The organism is Pseudomonas saponiphila, from assembly GCF_900105185.1.
Classification (GTDB): Bacteria; Pseudomonadota; Gammaproteobacteria; order Pseudomonadales; family Pseudomonadaceae; genus Aquipseudomonas; species Aquipseudomonas saponiphila.
On record NZ_FNTJ01000002.1, the window covers coordinates 943,504 to 960,315 of the forward strand.

15 protein-coding genes are annotated in these 16,812 nt (G+C 61.6%); 14 read left to right on the forward strand and 1 reads right to left on the reverse strand.

Annotation, left to right across the window (positions count from 1 at the left end; translation table 11 throughout):
- Nucleotides 1-73: 73 nt before the first annotated feature.
- Nucleotides 74-616 carry an oligoribonuclease gene (gene orn / locus BLV47_RS26180; RefSeq protein ID WP_092319071.1) on the forward strand — a complete coding sequence of 181 codons (543 nt, stop codon included), beginning with the start codon at nt 74-76 and terminating at the stop codon, nt 614-616.
- Nucleotides 617-733: 117 nt separating this feature from the next.
- Nucleotides 734-1,348 carry a trimeric intracellular cation channel family protein gene (locus BLV47_RS26185; RefSeq protein WP_177431252.1) on the forward strand — a complete coding sequence of 205 codons (615 nt, stop codon included), beginning with the start codon at nt 734-736 and terminating at the stop codon, nt 1,346-1,348.
- Here the strand turns inward: BLV47_RS26185 and queG are convergent.
- A complete protein-coding gene (gene queG, locus BLV47_RS26190; protein WP_092319075.1) occupies nt 1,330-2,409 on the reverse strand; it encodes a tRNA epoxyqueuosine(34) reductase QueG in 1,080 nt (359 codons plus the stop codon). The genes BLV47_RS26185 and queG overlap by 19 nt on opposite strands.
- A 63-nt stretch (nt 2,410-2,472) precedes the next feature.
- Here queG and BLV47_RS26195 point away from each other — a divergent pair, with 63 nt between their 5' ends.
- The 12 genes from BLV47_RS26195 (at nt 2,473) to BLV47_RS26250 (ending at nt 16,812) form a co-directional block, all read left to right on the forward strand.
- On the forward strand, nt 2,473-3,333 hold the full coding sequence (locus BLV47_RS26195; RefSeq protein ID WP_092319077.1) for an NAD(P)H-hydrate dehydratase: 861 nt from the start codon (nt 2,473-2,475) through the stop codon (nt 3,331-3,333).
- Nucleotides 3,321-3,791, forward strand: coding sequence for a tRNA (adenosine(37)-N6)-threonylcarbamoyltransferase complex ATPase subunit type 1 TsaE (gene tsaE, locus BLV47_RS26200; RefSeq protein ID WP_092320570.1), 471 nt, complete (start codon nt 3,321-3,323; stop codon nt 3,789-3,791). Before BLV47_RS26195 ends, tsaE begins: the two co-directional genes overlap by 13 nt.
- 3 nt (nt 3,792-3,794) lie before the next feature.
- Nucleotides 3,795-5,222, forward strand: a complete 1,428-nt coding sequence (locus BLV47_RS26205) for an N-acetylmuramoyl-L-alanine amidase (RefSeq protein WP_208605313.1) — start codon at nt 3,795-3,797, stop codon at nt 5,220-5,222.
- Nucleotides 5,219-7,129: a DNA mismatch repair endonuclease MutL gene (gene mutL / locus BLV47_RS26210; RefSeq protein ID WP_092319081.1), complete on the forward strand. Its 1,911-nt coding sequence runs from the start codon at nt 5,219-5,221 to the stop codon at nt 7,127-7,129. The genes BLV47_RS26205 and mutL overlap by 4 nt, the downstream gene beginning before the upstream one ends.
- Nucleotides 7,129-8,100, forward strand: a complete 972-nt coding sequence (gene miaA, locus BLV47_RS26215) for a tRNA (adenosine(37)-N6)-dimethylallyltransferase MiaA (protein WP_092319083.1) — start codon at nt 7,129-7,131, stop codon at nt 8,098-8,100. The genes mutL and miaA overlap by 1 nt, the downstream gene beginning before the upstream one ends.
- Before the next feature lie 92 nt (nt 8,101-8,192).
- Nucleotides 8,193-8,453 carry an RNA chaperone Hfq gene (hfq, locus tag BLV47_RS26220; protein ID WP_007921378.1) on the forward strand — a complete coding sequence of 87 codons (261 nt, stop codon included), beginning with the start codon at nt 8,193-8,195 and terminating at the stop codon, nt 8,451-8,453.
- A 12-nt stretch (nt 8,454-8,465) separates the two neighbouring features.
- A complete protein-coding gene (gene hflX, locus BLV47_RS26225) occupies nt 8,466-9,767 on the forward strand; it encodes a ribosome rescue GTPase HflX (RefSeq protein WP_060842327.1) in 1,302 nt (433 codons plus the stop codon).
- Nucleotides 9,768-9,863: 96 nt separating this feature from the next.
- The gene (gene hflK, locus BLV47_RS26230) at nt 9,864-11,042 is read left to right on the forward strand and encodes an FtsH protease activity modulator HflK (RefSeq protein WP_047283685.1); all 1,179 of its coding nucleotides are present in this window, start codon (nt 9,864-9,866) and stop codon (nt 11,040-11,042) included.
- Entirely contained in the window at nt 11,042-11,911 is an 870-nt protein-coding gene (gene hflC, locus BLV47_RS26235; RefSeq protein WP_016965257.1) for a protease modulator HflC, read from the forward strand. The genes hflK and hflC overlap by 1 nt, the downstream gene beginning before the upstream one ends.
- A 292-nt stretch (nt 11,912-12,203) precedes the next feature.
- Nucleotides 12,204-13,391: an ATP phosphoribosyltransferase regulatory subunit gene (locus BLV47_RS26240; RefSeq protein WP_092319086.1), complete on the forward strand. Its 1,188-nt coding sequence runs from the start codon at nt 12,204-12,206 to the stop codon at nt 13,389-13,391.
- A 54-nt stretch (nt 13,392-13,445) separates the two neighbouring features.
- Entirely contained in the window at nt 13,446-14,738 is a 1,293-nt protein-coding gene (locus BLV47_RS26245) for an adenylosuccinate synthase (RefSeq protein WP_047283686.1), read from the forward strand.
- 139 nt (nt 14,739-14,877) lie between these two features.
- Nucleotides 14,878-16,812 (forward strand): methyl-accepting chemotaxis protein, encoded by a 1,935-nt coding sequence (locus tag BLV47_RS26250; RefSeq protein ID WP_092319088.1) that lies wholly within the window; start codon nt 14,878-14,880, stop codon nt 16,810-16,812.

Genomic DNA, 16,812 nt, shown 5'->3' on the forward strand with positions numbered 1-16,812 from the left:
AAGCGGCGGCGAGTTTAGCACGCCGGGCGGGTCCTCTAGGCTAAACTGCGCAACTACGCCGAGGAGCCCTCCCATGCAAAACCCGCAGAACCTGATTTGGATCGATCTGGAAATGACCGGTCTGAACCCCGACACCGACGTCATCATCGAAATGGCGACCATTGTCACCGACAGCAACCTCAACACCTTGGCTGAAGGGCCAGTCATTGCCATTCACCAGAGCGACGAGATTCTCGCCGGCATGGATGAATGGAACACCCGCCAGCACGGTGGTTCCGGCCTGACCCAACGCGTGCGCGAAAGCCGCATCAGCATGGCCGAAGCCGAGGCCCAGACCATCGCCTTCCTCGAACAGTGGGTGCCCAAGGGCAAGTCGCCGATCTGTGGCAACAGCATCTGCCAGGATCGACGCTTTCTGTATCGCCACATGAAAACCCTGGAAAGCTATTTCCACTACCGCAACCTGGATGTCTCGACCCTGAAAGAGCTGGCCGCGCGCTGGGCTCCGGACGTGCGCGACAGCTTCAAGAAAGGCAGCACCCACCTGGCCCTGGACGACATCCGCGAGTCCATCGCCGAGCTTCAGCACTACCGCAAGCACTTCATCAAGTTCTGAGCGGCAGGAGTCGGCTTGCCGGCAAACGGGCGCGCGATGCCATGCGACGCCCGCCCCCGCCCTCTTTTGGTGCTCGCTTCAACTGAGTAGACTGCGCGCCTTCTTGTAAGGACCGCCATCATGCTGTTGATGCTTTATCTGATCGCCATTACCGCCGAAGCCATGACCGGTGCCCTGTCTGCCGGCCGCCGTGGCATGGACTGGTTCGGCGTAGTGCTGATCGCTTGTGTCACCGCGCTGGGTGGTGGTTCGGTGCGCGACGTGTTGCTCGGCCATTACCCGCTGACCTGGGTCAAGCACCCGGAGTACCTGGTGCTGACCTCGGTGGCGGCCTTGGTGACGATCTTTATCGCGCCCTTGATGCGTCACCTGCGTTCGCTGTTCCTGGTGCTCGACGCCGTGGGCCTGGTGGCCTTTACCCTGATCGGCTGCATGACCGCCCTGGAAATGGGCCACGGCATGCTGGTAGCCGCGGTCAGTGGGGTGATCACCGGGGTCTTTGGCGGCATCCTCCGGGATATCTTCTGCAATGACATTCCGCTGATTTTCCGCCGTGAGTTGTATGCCAGCGTGTCTTTCGCCGCGGCCTGGTGCTACATGCTGTGCATCTATCTGCAGTTGCCCAGCGAGCAGTCGATCCTGATCACCCTGTTCGGCGGCTTTCTATTGCGTCTGCTGGCGATCCGCTTTCACTGGGAGATGCCCAAGTTCGTCTACAACGACGAACACTGACGGTTGGCGTGCTGCGCCAGGGCCCACTGCACGTGTTCACGCACCAGCTCCGAGGGGTAGTCCTGGCGGGCCTTGAGGGCTTCCAGCACGGGAATGCTCGACGGCGCGTTGCCCAGGCCCACGGCCAGGTTGCGTAGCCAGCGCTCGTAACCGGCGCGGCGCAGGGGCGAGCCCTCGGTGCTGCTGAGGAACTTGTCCTCGTCCCACATGAACAGCTCCGCCAGTTCGGCATTGTCCAGGTTATGCCGGGGCTTGAAGTCGCTCTCTGCCGAGGGCCGGGCGAAGCGGTTCCAGGGACAGACGATCTGGCAATCGTCACAGCCGAAGACCCGGTTGCCGATCAGTGGGCGCAGCTCTTCGGGGATGGCGTTTTTCAGTTCGATGGTCAGGTAGGAAATGCAGCGTCGCGCATCCAGCACGTAGGGGCCGACGAATGCGTTGGTCGGGCAGATGTCCAGGCAGGCGGTGCAACGCCCGCAGTGTTCGCTGGCGTGGGGCTCGTCCACCGGTAGCGGCAGGTCGACGAACAGTTCGCTGAGGAAGAAGTAGCTGCCGGCCTTGCGATTGAGCACCAGGGTGTTCTTGCCGATCCAGCCGAGCCCGGCCTGTTCGGCGATGGCTTTTTCCAGGACCGGCGCGCTGTCGACGAAGGCGCGATAGCCGAATGGACCTATGGCTTGCTGGATGCGCTCGGCCAACTGCTGCACGCGCTTGCGGATCAGCTTGTGGTAGTCGCGGCCCAGGGCGTAGCGCGAAACATAGGCCTTGGAGGGCTGGGCCAGGCGCTGGGCCATCTGGGTGTCGCCGGGCAGGTAGTCCATGCGCAGCGAAACCACGCGCAGTGTGCCGGGCACCAGTTGCTCGGGATGGGAGCGCTTGCTGCCATGGGCGCCCATGTAATCCATCTCGCCGTGGTAGCCGGCGGCGAGCCAGCGCTCCAGGTGCTGCTCATGCTCAGCCAGGTCCAGGCCGCTGATGCCGACTTGCTGAAAGCCCAGTTCGCGGCCCCAGTCCTTGATCGATTGGGCGAGAGCGGGAAGATCCTGGGTAATAGCGGGCATGAGGCGAGAGAAACCGGGGCTGAGGTGCGTATAATTCTGCCAGACATCGGAGCCCTGAGACGCATGCCGCAGACAAAACACCCATTTCCTGAGGTTCAATTGCTGACTGGCGGTCATTTGCCGTGCTTGAAGGGCCGGCCTGTGGATGCCCATAAGGGTCAGTTCGGCCATCTGTTGCTGATCGGCGGCGATCGCGGCTTTGCCGGCGCCGCGCTGTTGAGCGCGGAAAGTGCCTTGCGCAGTGGCGCGGGAATGGTTTCCCTGGCGACCCGCAGCGAACACGTGGCGGCTGCACTGGCGCGGCTGCCGGAAGTCATGACCCAAGGCACTGATTCGGCCAACCAACTGATGGGGCTGCTGGCCAAGGCGTCGGTGTTGGTGATTGGCCCAGGCTTGGGGCAGGGGGCGTGGGGACGCAGTCTGTTATCCGCAGCGGCCAATGCACCCTTGCCGCAAGTCTGGGATGCCGATGCGCTGAACCTGTTGGCGCAGGGCAAGCTGCACCTGCCCACTGGCAGTGTGATCACGCCCCATCCTGGAGAGGCGGCCCGTCTGCTGGGCCTGACCTGCGCGGCGGTTCAGGCCGATCGGCCGGCGGCGGCCCGGGCCTTGAGTGCAAAATATGCGGCGGTTGCGGTGCTCAAGGGCGCCGGCAGCCTGATCGCCAGTCCCGATGGGCAACTGGCGCGCTGTGATGCCGGGCACCCGGCAATGGCGACTGCGGGGCTGGGGGATGTGCTCGCGGGGCTGATTGGTGCGTTGCTGGCGCAGGGGTTGCCGGCGTTCGATGCGGCTTGCCTGGGTGTCTGGCTGCATGCCTGCGCCGGTGAGCGACAAGGCAAATTGGGCCGCGGGCTGGCGGCCAGTGATCTTATTCCAGCCATTCGTCAGTTGTTGGAGGAGCAATCACCGTGTCTGAGTTAACCCTTTATCTGGCCGACGAGCAGGCCATGGTGGAATTTGGTGCACGCATTGCTCACGTCACCCAGGGGGTAGGGGTGATTTTTCTCGAGGGCGACCTGGGGGCGGGTAAAACCACCTTGTCCCGAGGGATCATCCGCGGGCTGGGGCATGCAGGGGCGGTGAAGAGCCCGACCTTCACCCTGGTGGAGCCCTACGAGATAGGCGCGGTGAGGGCCTTTCACTTCGATCTGTATCGTTTGGTGGACCCGGAGGAGCTGGAGTTTCTGGGCATTCGCGACTACTTCGAAGGCGATGCGCTGTGCCTCTTGGAGTGGCCCCAGAAGGGTGCAGGCTTTTTGCCAAAGCCTGACCTGACCATTACCATTACCCCGCATAACAATGGGCGTTCTGTGCATCTGTTGTCTCAAGGCTCGCGAGGCGAGTCCTGGTGTGCCGCTTTGGCGTTGGAATTCAAATAATTGATGGGGTTAGGTATGCGCATTCGCGCGTTGGTTGCTGTCGTAGGACTGTTGCTTACGGCATTGGCCGTCGATGCTGTGGCCGCGACACAGGTTCGCAGCGTCCGCTTGTGGCGGGCCCCGGACAACACGCGACTGGTTTTCGACCTGTCCGGTCCGGTTCAGCACAGCGTCTTTACCCTGACGGCCCCGGATCGTCTGGTAATTGATATCAATGGTGCGACCCTCGGCGGCCCGCTGAACGTCGCCACGGCCAACACTCCTATTACTGCCATGCGTTCGGCGCAGCGCACCCCCAGCGATTTGCGGGTGGTCATCGACCTGAAAAAGGCCGTCACGCCGAAAAGCTTCACCCTGGCGCCCAACGCGCAGTACGGCAATCGCCTGGTAGTCGACCTGTTCGACAACCCATCCGACGCGGCGGCGCCTGCGGCTCCGCCACCGACAGTGACGACTGTTCCCGCCGTGCCTGTCACGCCTGCCGAGCCGGCAATCAAGCTGCCTCCGGCGCCAGCTGGCAAGCGCGACATCATTGTGGTGATCGATGCCGGCCACGGCGGTGAAGACCCGGGTGCGTCCGGCTCTCGTGGCCAGCACGAGAAGGATGTGGTGCTGGCCATCGCCCGCGAGTTGCAGCGTCAGATCAATGGCCTCAAGGGTTTCCGCGCCGAGCTGACCCGGACTGGCGACTATTTCATCCCGTTGCGTGGTCGTACCGAGATCGCGCGGAAGAAGGGCGCTGACCTGTTCGTCTCGATTCATGCTGACGCCGCGCCTTCGGCTGCTGCCTTTGGTGCTTCTGTGTTCGCTTTGTCCGAACGCGGCGCCACTTCGGAAACCGCCCGCTGGCTGGCGGACAGTGAAAACCGTTCCGACCTGATCGGCGGGGCTGGCAACGTCAGCCTCGATGACAAGGACCGCATGCTGGCCGGGGTGCTGCTCGACCTGTCGATGACCGCGTCGCTGACTTCGAGTCTGAATGTCGGGCAGAAAGTCCTGAACAACATTGGCCGGGTTACGCCGTTGCACAAGCAGCGGGTGGAGCAGGCGGGGTTCATGGTGCTCAAGTCACCGGATATTCCATCGATCCTGGTGGAAACCGGCTTTATCTCCAACTCCAACGAAGCTTCGAAGCTGGCCACCGCCAGCCATCAGCAGGCCTTGGCACGCTCCATCAGCAGCGGCGTGCGGCAGTTCTTCCAGCAGAATCCGCCACCGGGCACTTACATTGCCTGGCTGCGGGACTCCGGCAAGATCGCCCAGGGGCCTCGTGATCACCGGGTCAGCCCGGGAGAAACCCTGGCCATGATCGCCGTGCGCTATCAGGTGTCGGCGGCCACCCTGCGCAGTGCCAACAATCTGAAAAGCGATGAGTTGAAAGTGGGGCAGGTCTTGACCATCCCCGGTACAGAATTGGCGGCCAAGGAATGAATGATTCGGTAATCAGCGGCGCGCGAATCGAGCTGCTCAGCCCGCGGCTGGCCAACCAGATTGCTGCAGGCGAGGTTGTCGAGCGTCCTGCCTCGGTGATCAAGGAACTCTTGGAAAACAGCCTGGACTCCGGTGCCAAGCGTATCGATGTGGATGTCGAGCAGGCTGGGGTCAAGCTGTTGCGGGTCCGCGACGACGGTAGCGGCATCTCTTCCGACGATTTGCCGTTGGCTCTGGCGCGGCACGCCACCAGCAAGATCCGCGACCTGGAAGACCTGGAGCGGGTGATGAGCCTGGGGTTCCGGGGTGAGGCCCTGGCCTCCATCAGTTCCGTGGCGCGCCTGACCCTGACGTCGCGGACCCGGGATGCCGAGCAGGCGTGGCAAGTGGAAACCGAAGGCCGGGACATGGCGCCGCGAGTTCAGCCGGCGGCCCATCCGGTGGGTACTTCGGTGGAAGTGCGCGACCTGTTCTTCAATACACCGGCCCGGCGCAAGTTCCTCAAGGCCGAAAAAACCGAGTTCGATCACCTGCAGGAAGTGATCAAGCGTCTGGCCCTGGCGCGCTTCGATGTGGCTTTCCACTTGCGCCACAACGGTAAGAGCATCCTCAGCCTGCACGAAGCCAAGGACGACGCGGCCCGCGCCCGGCGTGTGGCGGCGGTTTGCGGTTCGGGCTTCCTGGAGCAGGCGCTGCCCATCGAGGTTGAACGCAATGGCCTGCATCTATGGGGCTGGGTAGGGTTGCCGACGTTCTCCCGCAGTCAGGCGGACTTGCAGTATTTCTACGTCAACGGTCGTGCGGTGCGCGACAAACTGGTGGCCCACGCGGTGCGCCAAGCCTACCGCGATGTGCTGTTCAACGGCCGGCATCCGACGTTTGTGCTGTTTTTCGAGGTCGATCCGTCGGTGGTCGATGTCAACGTGCACCCGACCAAGCACGAAGTGCGCTTTCGTGATGGGCGCATGGTGCATGACTTCCTCTACGGCACTTTGCACCGGGCCCTTGGCGATGTACGCCCTGAAGATCAGTTGGCGGCACCGGCAGCGGTGGCCGGTATCGTCCGGCCGACAGGCCTTGAGGCCGGTGAGTTCGGGCCTCAGGGCGAAATGCGTCTGGCCGCGAACCTCGCTCTGGAGCCGCAGCAATCCCAGCCCGGCCTCAGCGCGCCGGGCACGGGGGCCGGCAGCGGCTATCAGTATCAGTACACCCCGCGTCCCCAGCCGGTATTGCCGGCGGCGGAAGCCCAGGGCGTCTATCGCGAATTCTTTGCCCCGCTGCCCGGTACGTCGGCCACCACCCTGCCGGAAGGGCAGGAGGACATTCCGCCTCTGGGCTACGCCCTGGCCCAGCTCAAGGGCATCTATATTCTTGCGGAGAATGCACTGGGCCTGGTGTTGGTGGATATGCACGCCGCCCATGAGCGGATCATGTACGAGCGCTTGAAAGTGGCCATGGCCAGCGAAGGCCTGAGTGGCCAGCCGCTGTTGGTGCCGGAGTCGATTGCTGTCAGCCAGCGTGAAGCCGATTGCGCGGAAGAACATGCCGCCTGGTTCCAGCGACTGGGCTTCGAGCTGCAGCGTCTGGGGCCTGAGTCCCTGGCCATTCGGCAGATCCCGGCATTGTTGAAGCAGGCGGAAGCCAATCGCCTGGTGCACGACGTGCTGGCGGACCTGATGGAATACGGCACCAGCGACCGGATCCAGGCCCATCTCAATGAGCTGCTCGGCACCATGGCCTGCCATGGCGCGATCCGTGCCAATCGGCGTCTGGCCGTGGCGGAGATGAACGGCTTGCTGCGGGATATGGAAAATACCGAGCGCAGTGGTCAGTGCAATCATGGTCGACCGACCTGGACTCAATTGGGTCTGGACGATTTGGACAAACTCTTTCTGCGCGGCCGTTGATGACTCAGCTTCCTCCAGCGATTTTCCTCATGGGCCCGACCGCTGCGGGCAAGACCGACTTGGCCATCGAGCTGAGCAAGGTGCTGCCTTGCGAGTTGATCAGTGTCGACTCGGCGCTGGTCTATCGCGGCATGGACATCGGCACCGCCAAGCCTTCCAGGGAATTGCTGGCGCAATATCCCCATCGTCTGATCGACATTCTCGATCCCGCAGAAAGCTATTCAGCGGCGGACTTTCGTACCGATGCCCTGGCGGCGATGGCCGATATCACCGCGCGGGGCAAGATTCCGCTGCTGGTGGGTGGCACCATGCTGTACTACAAGGCGCTGCTGGAAGGCCTGGCGGACATGCCGCCGGCGGACTTGCAGGTACGTGCCGAGCTTGAAGAAGAGGCCCAGCGCCTGGGGTGGCAGGCATTGCATGATCAGTTGGCTGCGGTGGATCCGGAGTCGGCCGCGAGGATCCATCCGAATGATCCCCAGCGTCTGACTCGGGCACTGGAAGTCTATCGGGTCAGTGGGCTGACGATGACCGCTCATCGTCAGCGTCAATTGGCGCAAAGTACTGAAGCAGGCGCATCGGGAGGCGGTCAATTGCCCTATACTGTCGCCAATCTGGCCATCGCTCCGGCGAATCGTCAGGTACTGCACCAGCGTATTGCACAAAGATTCACACAAATGTTGGAACAGGGATTCATTGATGAGGTCGTAGCTCTGCGCTCCAGAAGTGACCTGCACGCCGGGTTACCGTCTATACGTGCTGTGGGCTACCGCCAAGTCTGGGATTACCTGGATGGCAAACTGACGTCAGCCGAAATGCAGGAGCGGGGCATCATTGCCACGCGCCAATTGGCGAAGCGGCAGTTCACCTGGTTACGCAGTTGGGCTGACCTGCAATGGTTGGACAGTCTGGATTGCGACAATCTGCCACGCGCCTTGAAATACTTAGGGACGATCTCCATATTGAGCTGAGTCCTTGCAATTGCCGTCTATCCTTGGGGGTGTGACGGTTTTAGCTATCTGTTTTCCGATTTTTATTATTGATCCTTAAAGGAGTGCGGCACATGTCAAAAGGGCATTCGCTACAAGACCCTTACTTGAATACATTGCGTAAAGAGAAAGTTGGGGTATCCATCTATCTGGTTAACGGAATCAAACTGCAAGGCACGATCGAGTCCTTTGACCAGTTCGTCATCCTGCTGAAAAACACCGTCAGCCAAATGGTTTACAAGCACGCTATCTCTACAGTGGTTCCGGTTCGCCCAATTCGTCTGCCTAGCGCATCCGAATCCGAACAGGGTGACGCTGAGCCAGGTAACGCCTGATAGGAGTCTCCTTTGTTCTTTGAGCGCCACGGTGGTGGTGAACGGGCCATTCTCGTTCACTTGGATGGTCAGGACCCTGAGGCGCGCGAAGATCCGCAGGAGTTTCAGGAGCTGGCATTATCGGCCGGCGCCGAGACCGTCGCGTTTGTTAGCGTGCCGCGTCATCGGCCAACCGCCAAATACCTGGTTGGCAGCGGCAAGGTCGAGGAATTGCGCGACCTGGTCAAAGCCGAACAGGTAGACCTGGTGATTTTCAATCACATCCTCACGCCCAGTCAGGAACGTAACCTCGAACGTGTATTCGAGTGTCGCGTGATTGACCGCACGGGTCTGATTCTCGATATCTTCGCTCAGCGTGCGCGCACCCACGAAGGCAAGCTTCAGGTTGAACTGGCCCAGCTTGAGCACATGAGCACGCGGCTGGTCCGTGGCTGGACTCACCTTGAACGGCAGAAGGGCGGTATCGGTCTGCGCGGTCCGGGTGAAACCCAGTTGGAAACCGACCGGCGCCTGCTGCGAGTGCGTCTGCGGCAGATCAAGGCGCGCCTGGAAAAGGTTCGCAGTCAACGTGAACAGGCCCGCCGTGGCCGCAAGCGTGCCGACATTCCTTCGGTGTCGCTGGTGGGCTATACCAACGCTGGCAAGTCTACGTTGTTCAATGCTGTCACCGCCTCCGATGTGTTCGCCGCCGACCAGCTGTTCGCTACCCTCGATCCGACGTTGCGCCGCCTGGAGCTGGATGATCTGGGGCCGATTGTATTGGCCGATACCGTGGGATTCATTCGTCACCTGCCGCATAAGCTGGTGGAGGCATTTCGAGCTACCCTCGAAGAGTCCAGCAACTCCGACCTGCTGCTGCATGTGATCGACGCGCATGAGCCCGAGCGTACTGCCCAGATCGAGCAGGTGATGGTGGTGCTGGGCGAGATCGGGGCTCAAGACTTGCCGATCCTGGAGGTCTATAACAAACTCGATTTGCTCGAGGGTGTGGAGCCGCAGATCCAGCGCGATCCGGACGGCAAGCCGCAGCGAGTCTGGTTGTCGGCCCGTGACGGCCAGGGGCTGGATCTGCTCAAGCAGGCCATCGCGGAACTGCTGGGTGAAGATTTGTTCGTGGGCACCTTGCGCTTGCCTCAACGTTTTGCTCGACTGCGAGCACAGTTTTTCCAGTTGAACGCTGTGCAGAAAGAAGATCACGACGACGAGGGTGTCAGTTTGCTGGCCGTTCGCCTGCCGCGGGCCGAGTTGAACCGGCTGGTCAGTCGCGAAGGTTTGCAGCCGTCGGAATTCATCGAGCAACACACTTTGCAATAAAAGCCTGGGCAAGCGGTTGTGCCGCTGTAGCAGGCATTCTGTAGCATTGGTCGGCGCGCCGTGGGTGCGTCTTTGCTTTATCAGATGGAGAGCGCTATGGCTTGGAATGAGCCGGGTGGCAACTCGAATAATCAGGACCCTTGGGGTGGTAAGCGCCGCAATAATGGCGATCGCAAGGGGCCACCAGATCTCGACGAGGCCTTCCGTAAGCTGCAGGAAAGCCTGAATGGGTTGTTCGGTGGTGGTAAGAAACGTGGTGATGACGGCGGTAGCTCCGGCAAGGGCGGTGGTTTCGGCTTGCTGGGTATTGGTCTTGTCGTGCTGGCGGCCGTGTGGCTGTACAGCGCGGTTTATGTAGTCGATGAGCAGGAGCAGGCCGTGGTGCTGCGCTTCGGCAAATACTACGAAACCGTCGGCCCGGGTCTGAACATCTACTTCCCGCCGATCGATCGCAAGTACATGGAAAACGTCACGCGCGAGCGTGCCTATACCAAGCAGGGGCAGATGCTCACCGAGGACGAGAACATCGTCGAAGTGCCGCTGACCGTGCAGTACAAGATCAGCAATCTGCAGGACTTCGTGCTGAACGTAGATCAGCCGGAAATCAGCCTGCAGCATGCAACCGACAGCGCCCTGCGCCATGTGGTGGGTTCGACCGCCATGGACCAGGTGCTGACGGAAGGCCGTGAATTGATGGCCAGCGAGATCAAGGAGCGTCTGCAACGTTTCCTCGACAACTACCGCACCGGTATCACCGTGACTCAGGTGAACGTACAGAGCGCAGCTGCACCGCGTGAAGTGCAGGAAGCCTTCGACGACGTGATCCGTGCCCGTGAAGATGAACAGCGCTCGCGCAACCAGGCTGAAACCTATGCCAACGGCGTAGTGCCGGAGGCTCGTGGTCAGGCTCAGCGCATTCTCGAGGATGCCAACGGTTATCGCGATGAAGTGGTTTCTCGGGCCAAGGGTGAGGCCGATCGCTTCACCAAGCTGGTTGCCGAATACCGCAAGGCTCCTGAAGTCACACGTCAGCGCCTGTACCTGGACACCATGCAGGAAGTCTTCAGCAACACCAGCAAGGTGTTGGTGACCGGCAGCAAGGGTGGGCAGAACAACCTGCTCTACCTGCCGCTGGACAAGATGATCGACAGTGGTCGTAGCGGCGCTGCTCCGGTAACGGGCTCGGCTTCTGCGGCCAGCAATGAAGCGAACGCGCGCGCTGCGGCTGATCATATGCAGCAACAGCAGCAGACGCGTTCTAGGGAGAGTCGCTGATGAGCAATAAATCGCTGATCGCCCTGATCGTGGGTGTTGTCGTGGCGGTGGTTGCCTGGAACAGCTTCTACATCGTCGCTCAGACCGAGCGTGCGGTGTTGCTGCAGTTCGGTCGTGTGGTCCAGGCCGATGTCCAGCCTGGCCTGCATGTGAAAGTGCCCTATGTGAACCAGGTGCGTAAGTTCGACGCGCGCCTGATGACCCTGGATGCACCGACGCAGCGCTTCCTGACTCTGGAAAAGAAAGCCGTGATGGTGGATGCCTACGCCAAGTGGCGGGTCAAGGATGCCGAGCGCTTCTACACCGCCACATCCGGCCTCAAGCAGATCGCCGACGAGCGTCTTTCTCGTCGTCTGGAATCGGGCCTGCGTGACCAGTTTGGTAAGCGCACCCTGCATGAAGTGGTTTCCGGCGAGCGTGACGCGCTGATGGCGGATATCACCGCTTCGCTGAACAAGATGGCCGAGAAGGAACTGGGTATCGAGGTGGTCGATGTCCGGGTCAAGGCGATCGATCTGCCGAAGGAAGTGAACCGCAGCGTGTTCGAGCGCATGAGCACCGAGCGTGAGCGTGAGGCTCGCGAGCACCGGGCCAAGGGTAACGAGCTGGCGGAAGGCATTCGTGCCGACGCTGATCGTCAGCGGCGTGTGTTGCTGGCTGAAGCCTATCGCGAGTCTGAAGAGGTGCGCGGTGATGGCGATGCCCAGGCGGCGGCGATCTATGCCAAGGCCTACGGTCAGGATCAGGAGTTCTACGCGTTCTATCGTAGCCTGCGTGCCTACCGCGAAAGCTTCGCGAACAAATCCGACGTCATGGTCCTGGACCCAAGCAGCGACTTTTTCCACTATCTGGAAAAGTCCAAGCCTTGATCAGGCCCTGATCCGGGAACACCCCGCCGGGCGGCTAAAATGCCTCGCGGGGTGATCCTTTGGGAAAACGGGTGTATGATGCGGCAGCCGGGAAATTCCCGGCTTTTTTGCGTCTGCATCTTTGATTGGCCGTGGTTCGTTCAAGAGCCCGGTAAGATTTTTCGAGGAAAATGGTCCTTACAGCTGATTTCTGGCTGCCTGTCCGGCTGAGCTCGCGTCGGATGCGACTGTTTTCTGCTTCACTCTAAGGCTGGCCCCAGGCTTGCCGCCCGGACCATAGGGGAATGGCGTAATGGCAACGGTAGACCGCTGGCTGCTGCCAGATGGCATCGAAGAAGTATTGCCGCCGGAAGCGGCGCGCATTGAAGTAGCGCGTCGTCAGGTGTTGGATCTGTTTCAGAGCTGGGGTTACGAGTTCGTCGTTACTCCCCATATCGAATACCTGGAATCCCTGTTGACGGGCGCTGGCCAGGACCTGGATCTGCGCACCTTCAAGGTCATCGACCCACAATCGGGTCGGCAGATGGGGTTCCGTGCCGACATCACGCCACAGGTGGCGCGTATCGATGCTCACACTCTGCGCCGCGAAGGGCCGAGCCGCCTGTGCTACGCCGGCAGCGTGCTGCATGCGCAGCCCCGAGCCTTGTCGTCCTCGCGCAGCCCGATCCAACTGGGCGCCGAGTTGTACGGCGATGCCAGCCCAAGTAGCGACGTCGAGGTCATCAGCCTGATGCTGGCCATGCTGCAACTGGCCGATGTGCCTGATGTGCACATGGATCTGGGGCATGTAGGTATCTACCGTGGCCTGGCTCAGGCTGCCGGTCTGTCCGGTGCCGTAGAGCAGCAATTGTTCGATGCCCTGCAGCGCAAGGCGATTGATGAAGTCATCAGTCTGACCCAGGGCCTGCCGGCCGATCTGGCCGATATGCTGCGTTCCCTGGTGGACCTGTGCGGCAGTCGCGAAGTACTGGGTGATGCACGCCGTCGCCTGGCTGGTGCACCGACTTCGGTGCTGTTGGCGCTGGATGAATTGCTGACCATCGCCGAGCGCCTGTCCGTGCGATTCCCGGACTTGCCGCTGTATTTCGACCTGGGCGAGTTGCGCGGCTACCACTACCACACCGGCGTGGTGTTCGCGGTGTTCGTGCCGGGCGTGGGTCAATCCATTGCCCAGGGCGGTCGTTACGATGACATCGGCGCGGACTTCGGACGTGCCCGTCCGGCGACCGGTTTCTCCACCGATTTGAAGACCCTGGTGACCCTGGGGCGTGCTGAAGTCGAGCTACCGTCTGGCGGTATCTGGATGCCTGACAGCACTGACGCGGCACTCTGGCAGACCGTCTGCCAGTTGCGCAGTGAGGGTCAGCGTGTGGTTCAGGCCTTGCCTGGACAACCTTTGGCCGCCGCCCGTGAAGCGGACTGCGACCGGCAATTGATTCAGCAGAATGGGCTTTGGCAAGTATTGCCGCTGGCTTCTTGAGTTTTCCTGCCGGCGGCTGCCGGCACCAAGTTTGCGCGAATGAGGACAAGTGTTATGGGTAAGAATGTCGTAGTCCTGGGCACCCAGTGGGGTGATGAGGGCAAAGGCAAGATCGTTGATCTGCTGACCGAACATGCCGCCGCCGTAGTGCGCTACCAAGGTGGCCACAACGCTGGCCACACCCTGGTGATCGACGGTGAGAAGACCGTGCTGCACCTGATTCCGTCCGGCGTGCTGCGCGAAGGCGTGCAGTGCCTGATCGGCAACGGCGTGGTGGTAGCACCGGACGCCTTGATGCGTGAAATCGTCAAGCTGGAAGAGAAAGGTGTGCCGGTGCGCGAGCGCCTGCGCATCAGTCCTTCCTGCCCGCTGATCCTGTCCTACCACGTGGCCCTGGACCAGGCTCGCGAGAAGGCTCGTGGCGAGCAGAAGATCGGCACCACCGGTCGCGGCATCGGCCCGGCTTACGAAGACAAGGTTGCCCGTCGCGGGCTGCGCATCGGTGATCTGTTCCACCGCGAGCGTTTCGCCGCCAAGCTGGGCGAGTTGCTGGACTATCACAACTTCGTCCTGGTGAATTACTACAAAGAGCCGGCCATCGACTTCCAGAAGACGCTGGATGAATGCATGGAATACGCCGAGCTGCTCAAGCCGATGATGCTCGACGTTACCGCCGAGTTGCACCAGCTGCGCCGCGCTGGCAAGGACATCATGTTCGAAGGTGCCCAGGGCTCGCTGCTGGACATCGACCACGGTACCTACCCGTACGTCACCAGCTCCAACACCACCGCCGGCGGCATCGCCACCGGTTCGGGCGTGGGCCCGATGTACCTGGACTACATTCTGGGCATCACCAAGGCCTACACCACTCGCGTGGGTTCCGGTCCTTTCCCGACTGAACTTTTCGATGACGTCGGCGCTTTCCTGGCCAAGCGTGGCCACGAGTTCGGCGCTACTACCGGTCGTGCTCGTCGTTGCGGCTGGTTCGACGCCGTGATCCTGCGTCGCGCCATCGACGTCAACAGCATCTCGGGCCTGTGCCTGACCAAGCTGGACGTGCTGGACGGCCTGGAAACCATCAACATTTGTGTCGGCTACAAGAACCAGGATGGTGCAGTCATCGACGCGCCGACCGACGCCGACAGCTACATCGGCCTGGAGCCGGTGTACGAGCAGATGCCGGGCTGGAGCGAATCGACCCTGGGTGCCAAGACCCTGGAAGAGCTGCCTGCCGCCGCCCAGGCCTACATCAAGCGCATCGAAGAGTTGGTCGGCGCGCCGATCGACATTATTTCGACAGGTCCGGACCGCAACGAAACCATCGTTCTGCGCCATCCGTTCGCTTGATAAGTCGTTGATGTGAAAACCAAAGGGCCCTTGATTGGGCCCTTTGTCGTTTCTGCACGCCGCGCGGCACGACCCTTGCTGTGAAATCCACTTCTAGAGTGCCATCAGAATAATGGCGTCAAAAGTAGAGGGATTTCCTGTGTCGGCCGTTCTCTCACTGTTACAAAGCCGTTTACTGCGGCCTGTGTTCGTTACTCTCGGTATCGCCCTTTTGGTGCAGGTAGTGCTCGCTGTTGCCCTGACTCGGAGCACGGTGACTGCCCTGGAGGCCGATCTTGCTTCACGTTTGGGTGTCGATAGCCAGAAGTTGTCTGGCGAACTCGAGCAGGCAGGCAAGGAAGTCACTTCCAGCCTGGAAAGCCTGTCCAGCAATACCCGTCAGCGTCTGACCGCCGGCCTGTCTTCCCGGCTCAAGGAAGAGCAGGTGCAACTGCGTGCGGCCCTGGAAAAGGACCTGAAGGACTCCGCCAATGACATGGCTCAGTTGCTGGCTTCCGTGGCACCGCGTGCCATGTGGGACAGCGATGTGCCGACTTTGTCCGAGTTCGCACGACGTGCTCAGCGTAATCCCAACGTGTTGTTCGTGGTTTATGACGATGCGGCGGGTGAACACCTGACGCGTTACCTGAATCGCGAGAATCCGATCAACAAGGCCCTGCTGGAGAAGGGCAAGGGTGATCGGGCCTTGGACAAGGTGCTGGACGCGGCCAAGAACGATCCTTCGGTCTACTACCTGGAGGCGTCGATCAACCCCAATGGGGTCGAGATCGGCAAGGTTCTGATGGGGGTGTCCACGGCTTCTGTGGAAGCGGATATTGCCGCCCTGGATCAGCGTTTTGGGGCGTTGATTGCCAACAGCGACCAGTTGGTTGGCGACAGTCTCAAAGGCGCCTCTGCCGACAGTTCGGCGGCCATGCGTTCACGCTTGCAGTCGGCCCAGGCCACTGCCGCGCAGATGCAGGCCAATACCGCCAGCACGGTGCAAGAGGCGGCGGCGACGCTGCGCTGGCAGATTGGTGTGGGCCTGGCGCTGGTGGGGCTGGCTCTGCTGCTGTTGCTGGCGGTGGTGCTGGGGCGGCGCGTGGTGAACAAGTTGCATCTGTTGATTTCCGCCCTCGATGACCTGGCAGCAGGTGAGGGGGACCTGACCAAGCGTGTGCCGCTCAACAGCAATGATGAGATCGGTGACATGGCCTCGGCGGTGAATCGCTTTGTGGATAAGTTGCAGCCCATCGTGCGTGAGGCGGGGGATGTGGCGCAGCGTACTGGTGTGGAGATCGGCGCCATGAGCCTGCGCAATGCCGGGGCGGATGCGGCGGCCGAAGCGCAGCGCGACGAGGTGGCGGAAAGCCTGCGGGCGCTGTCGCAGATGGCTGATGAAGCCCAGGCGGAAAGCCAGGCGATGCAGGCGGCGCTGCAGCAGGTGGTGGAGATTCGTCAGGCCACTGACGAGAACACCCGTACCTCGGAGCAGGTCGGTAACCTCATCGAGGCCTTGGCCGGGCAGGTGGATACCGGGGCCAAGGTGATCGAGCGCCTGGCTCAGCAGAGCGAGCAGATCGAGGTGGTGCTGACGGTGATTCATGGCATTGCCGAACAGACCAACCTGCTGGCGCTGAATGCGGCGATCGAAGCGGCCCGCGCCGGTGAAACCGGGCGCGGGTTTGCCGTAGTGGCGGATGAGGTGCGAGCCCTGGCCAGCAAGACCCAGAGTTCCACTGGCGACATCCAGGCTCATATCGGTGCCTTGCAACAGGGTGCGCGGGAGGCGGTGGCGGCCATTGGTCAGGCTGGTCGTCAGGCCAGCGAGGGTTTGCTGGTGCTGCGTGACAGTGTCCGCCTGCAGCAGACGGTGCAGTCTTCGGTCGAGCAGGTGCATGCTGCCATTGGCTTGGCCACCCAGGCCGCGGCTCATCAGGCTCAGGGCGCGCAGGCGGTGCGCGGGCGAGTGGAAACCATCCATGCCCAGGCCGAGCGGGCGGCCCAGGCGGTGGTGGAAACCACGGCCAGTGGCAAGGTACTGGACAGCCTGGCGGCGCAGCTCAAGGCCAGTCTCGGGCAGTTCCGCGCCTGA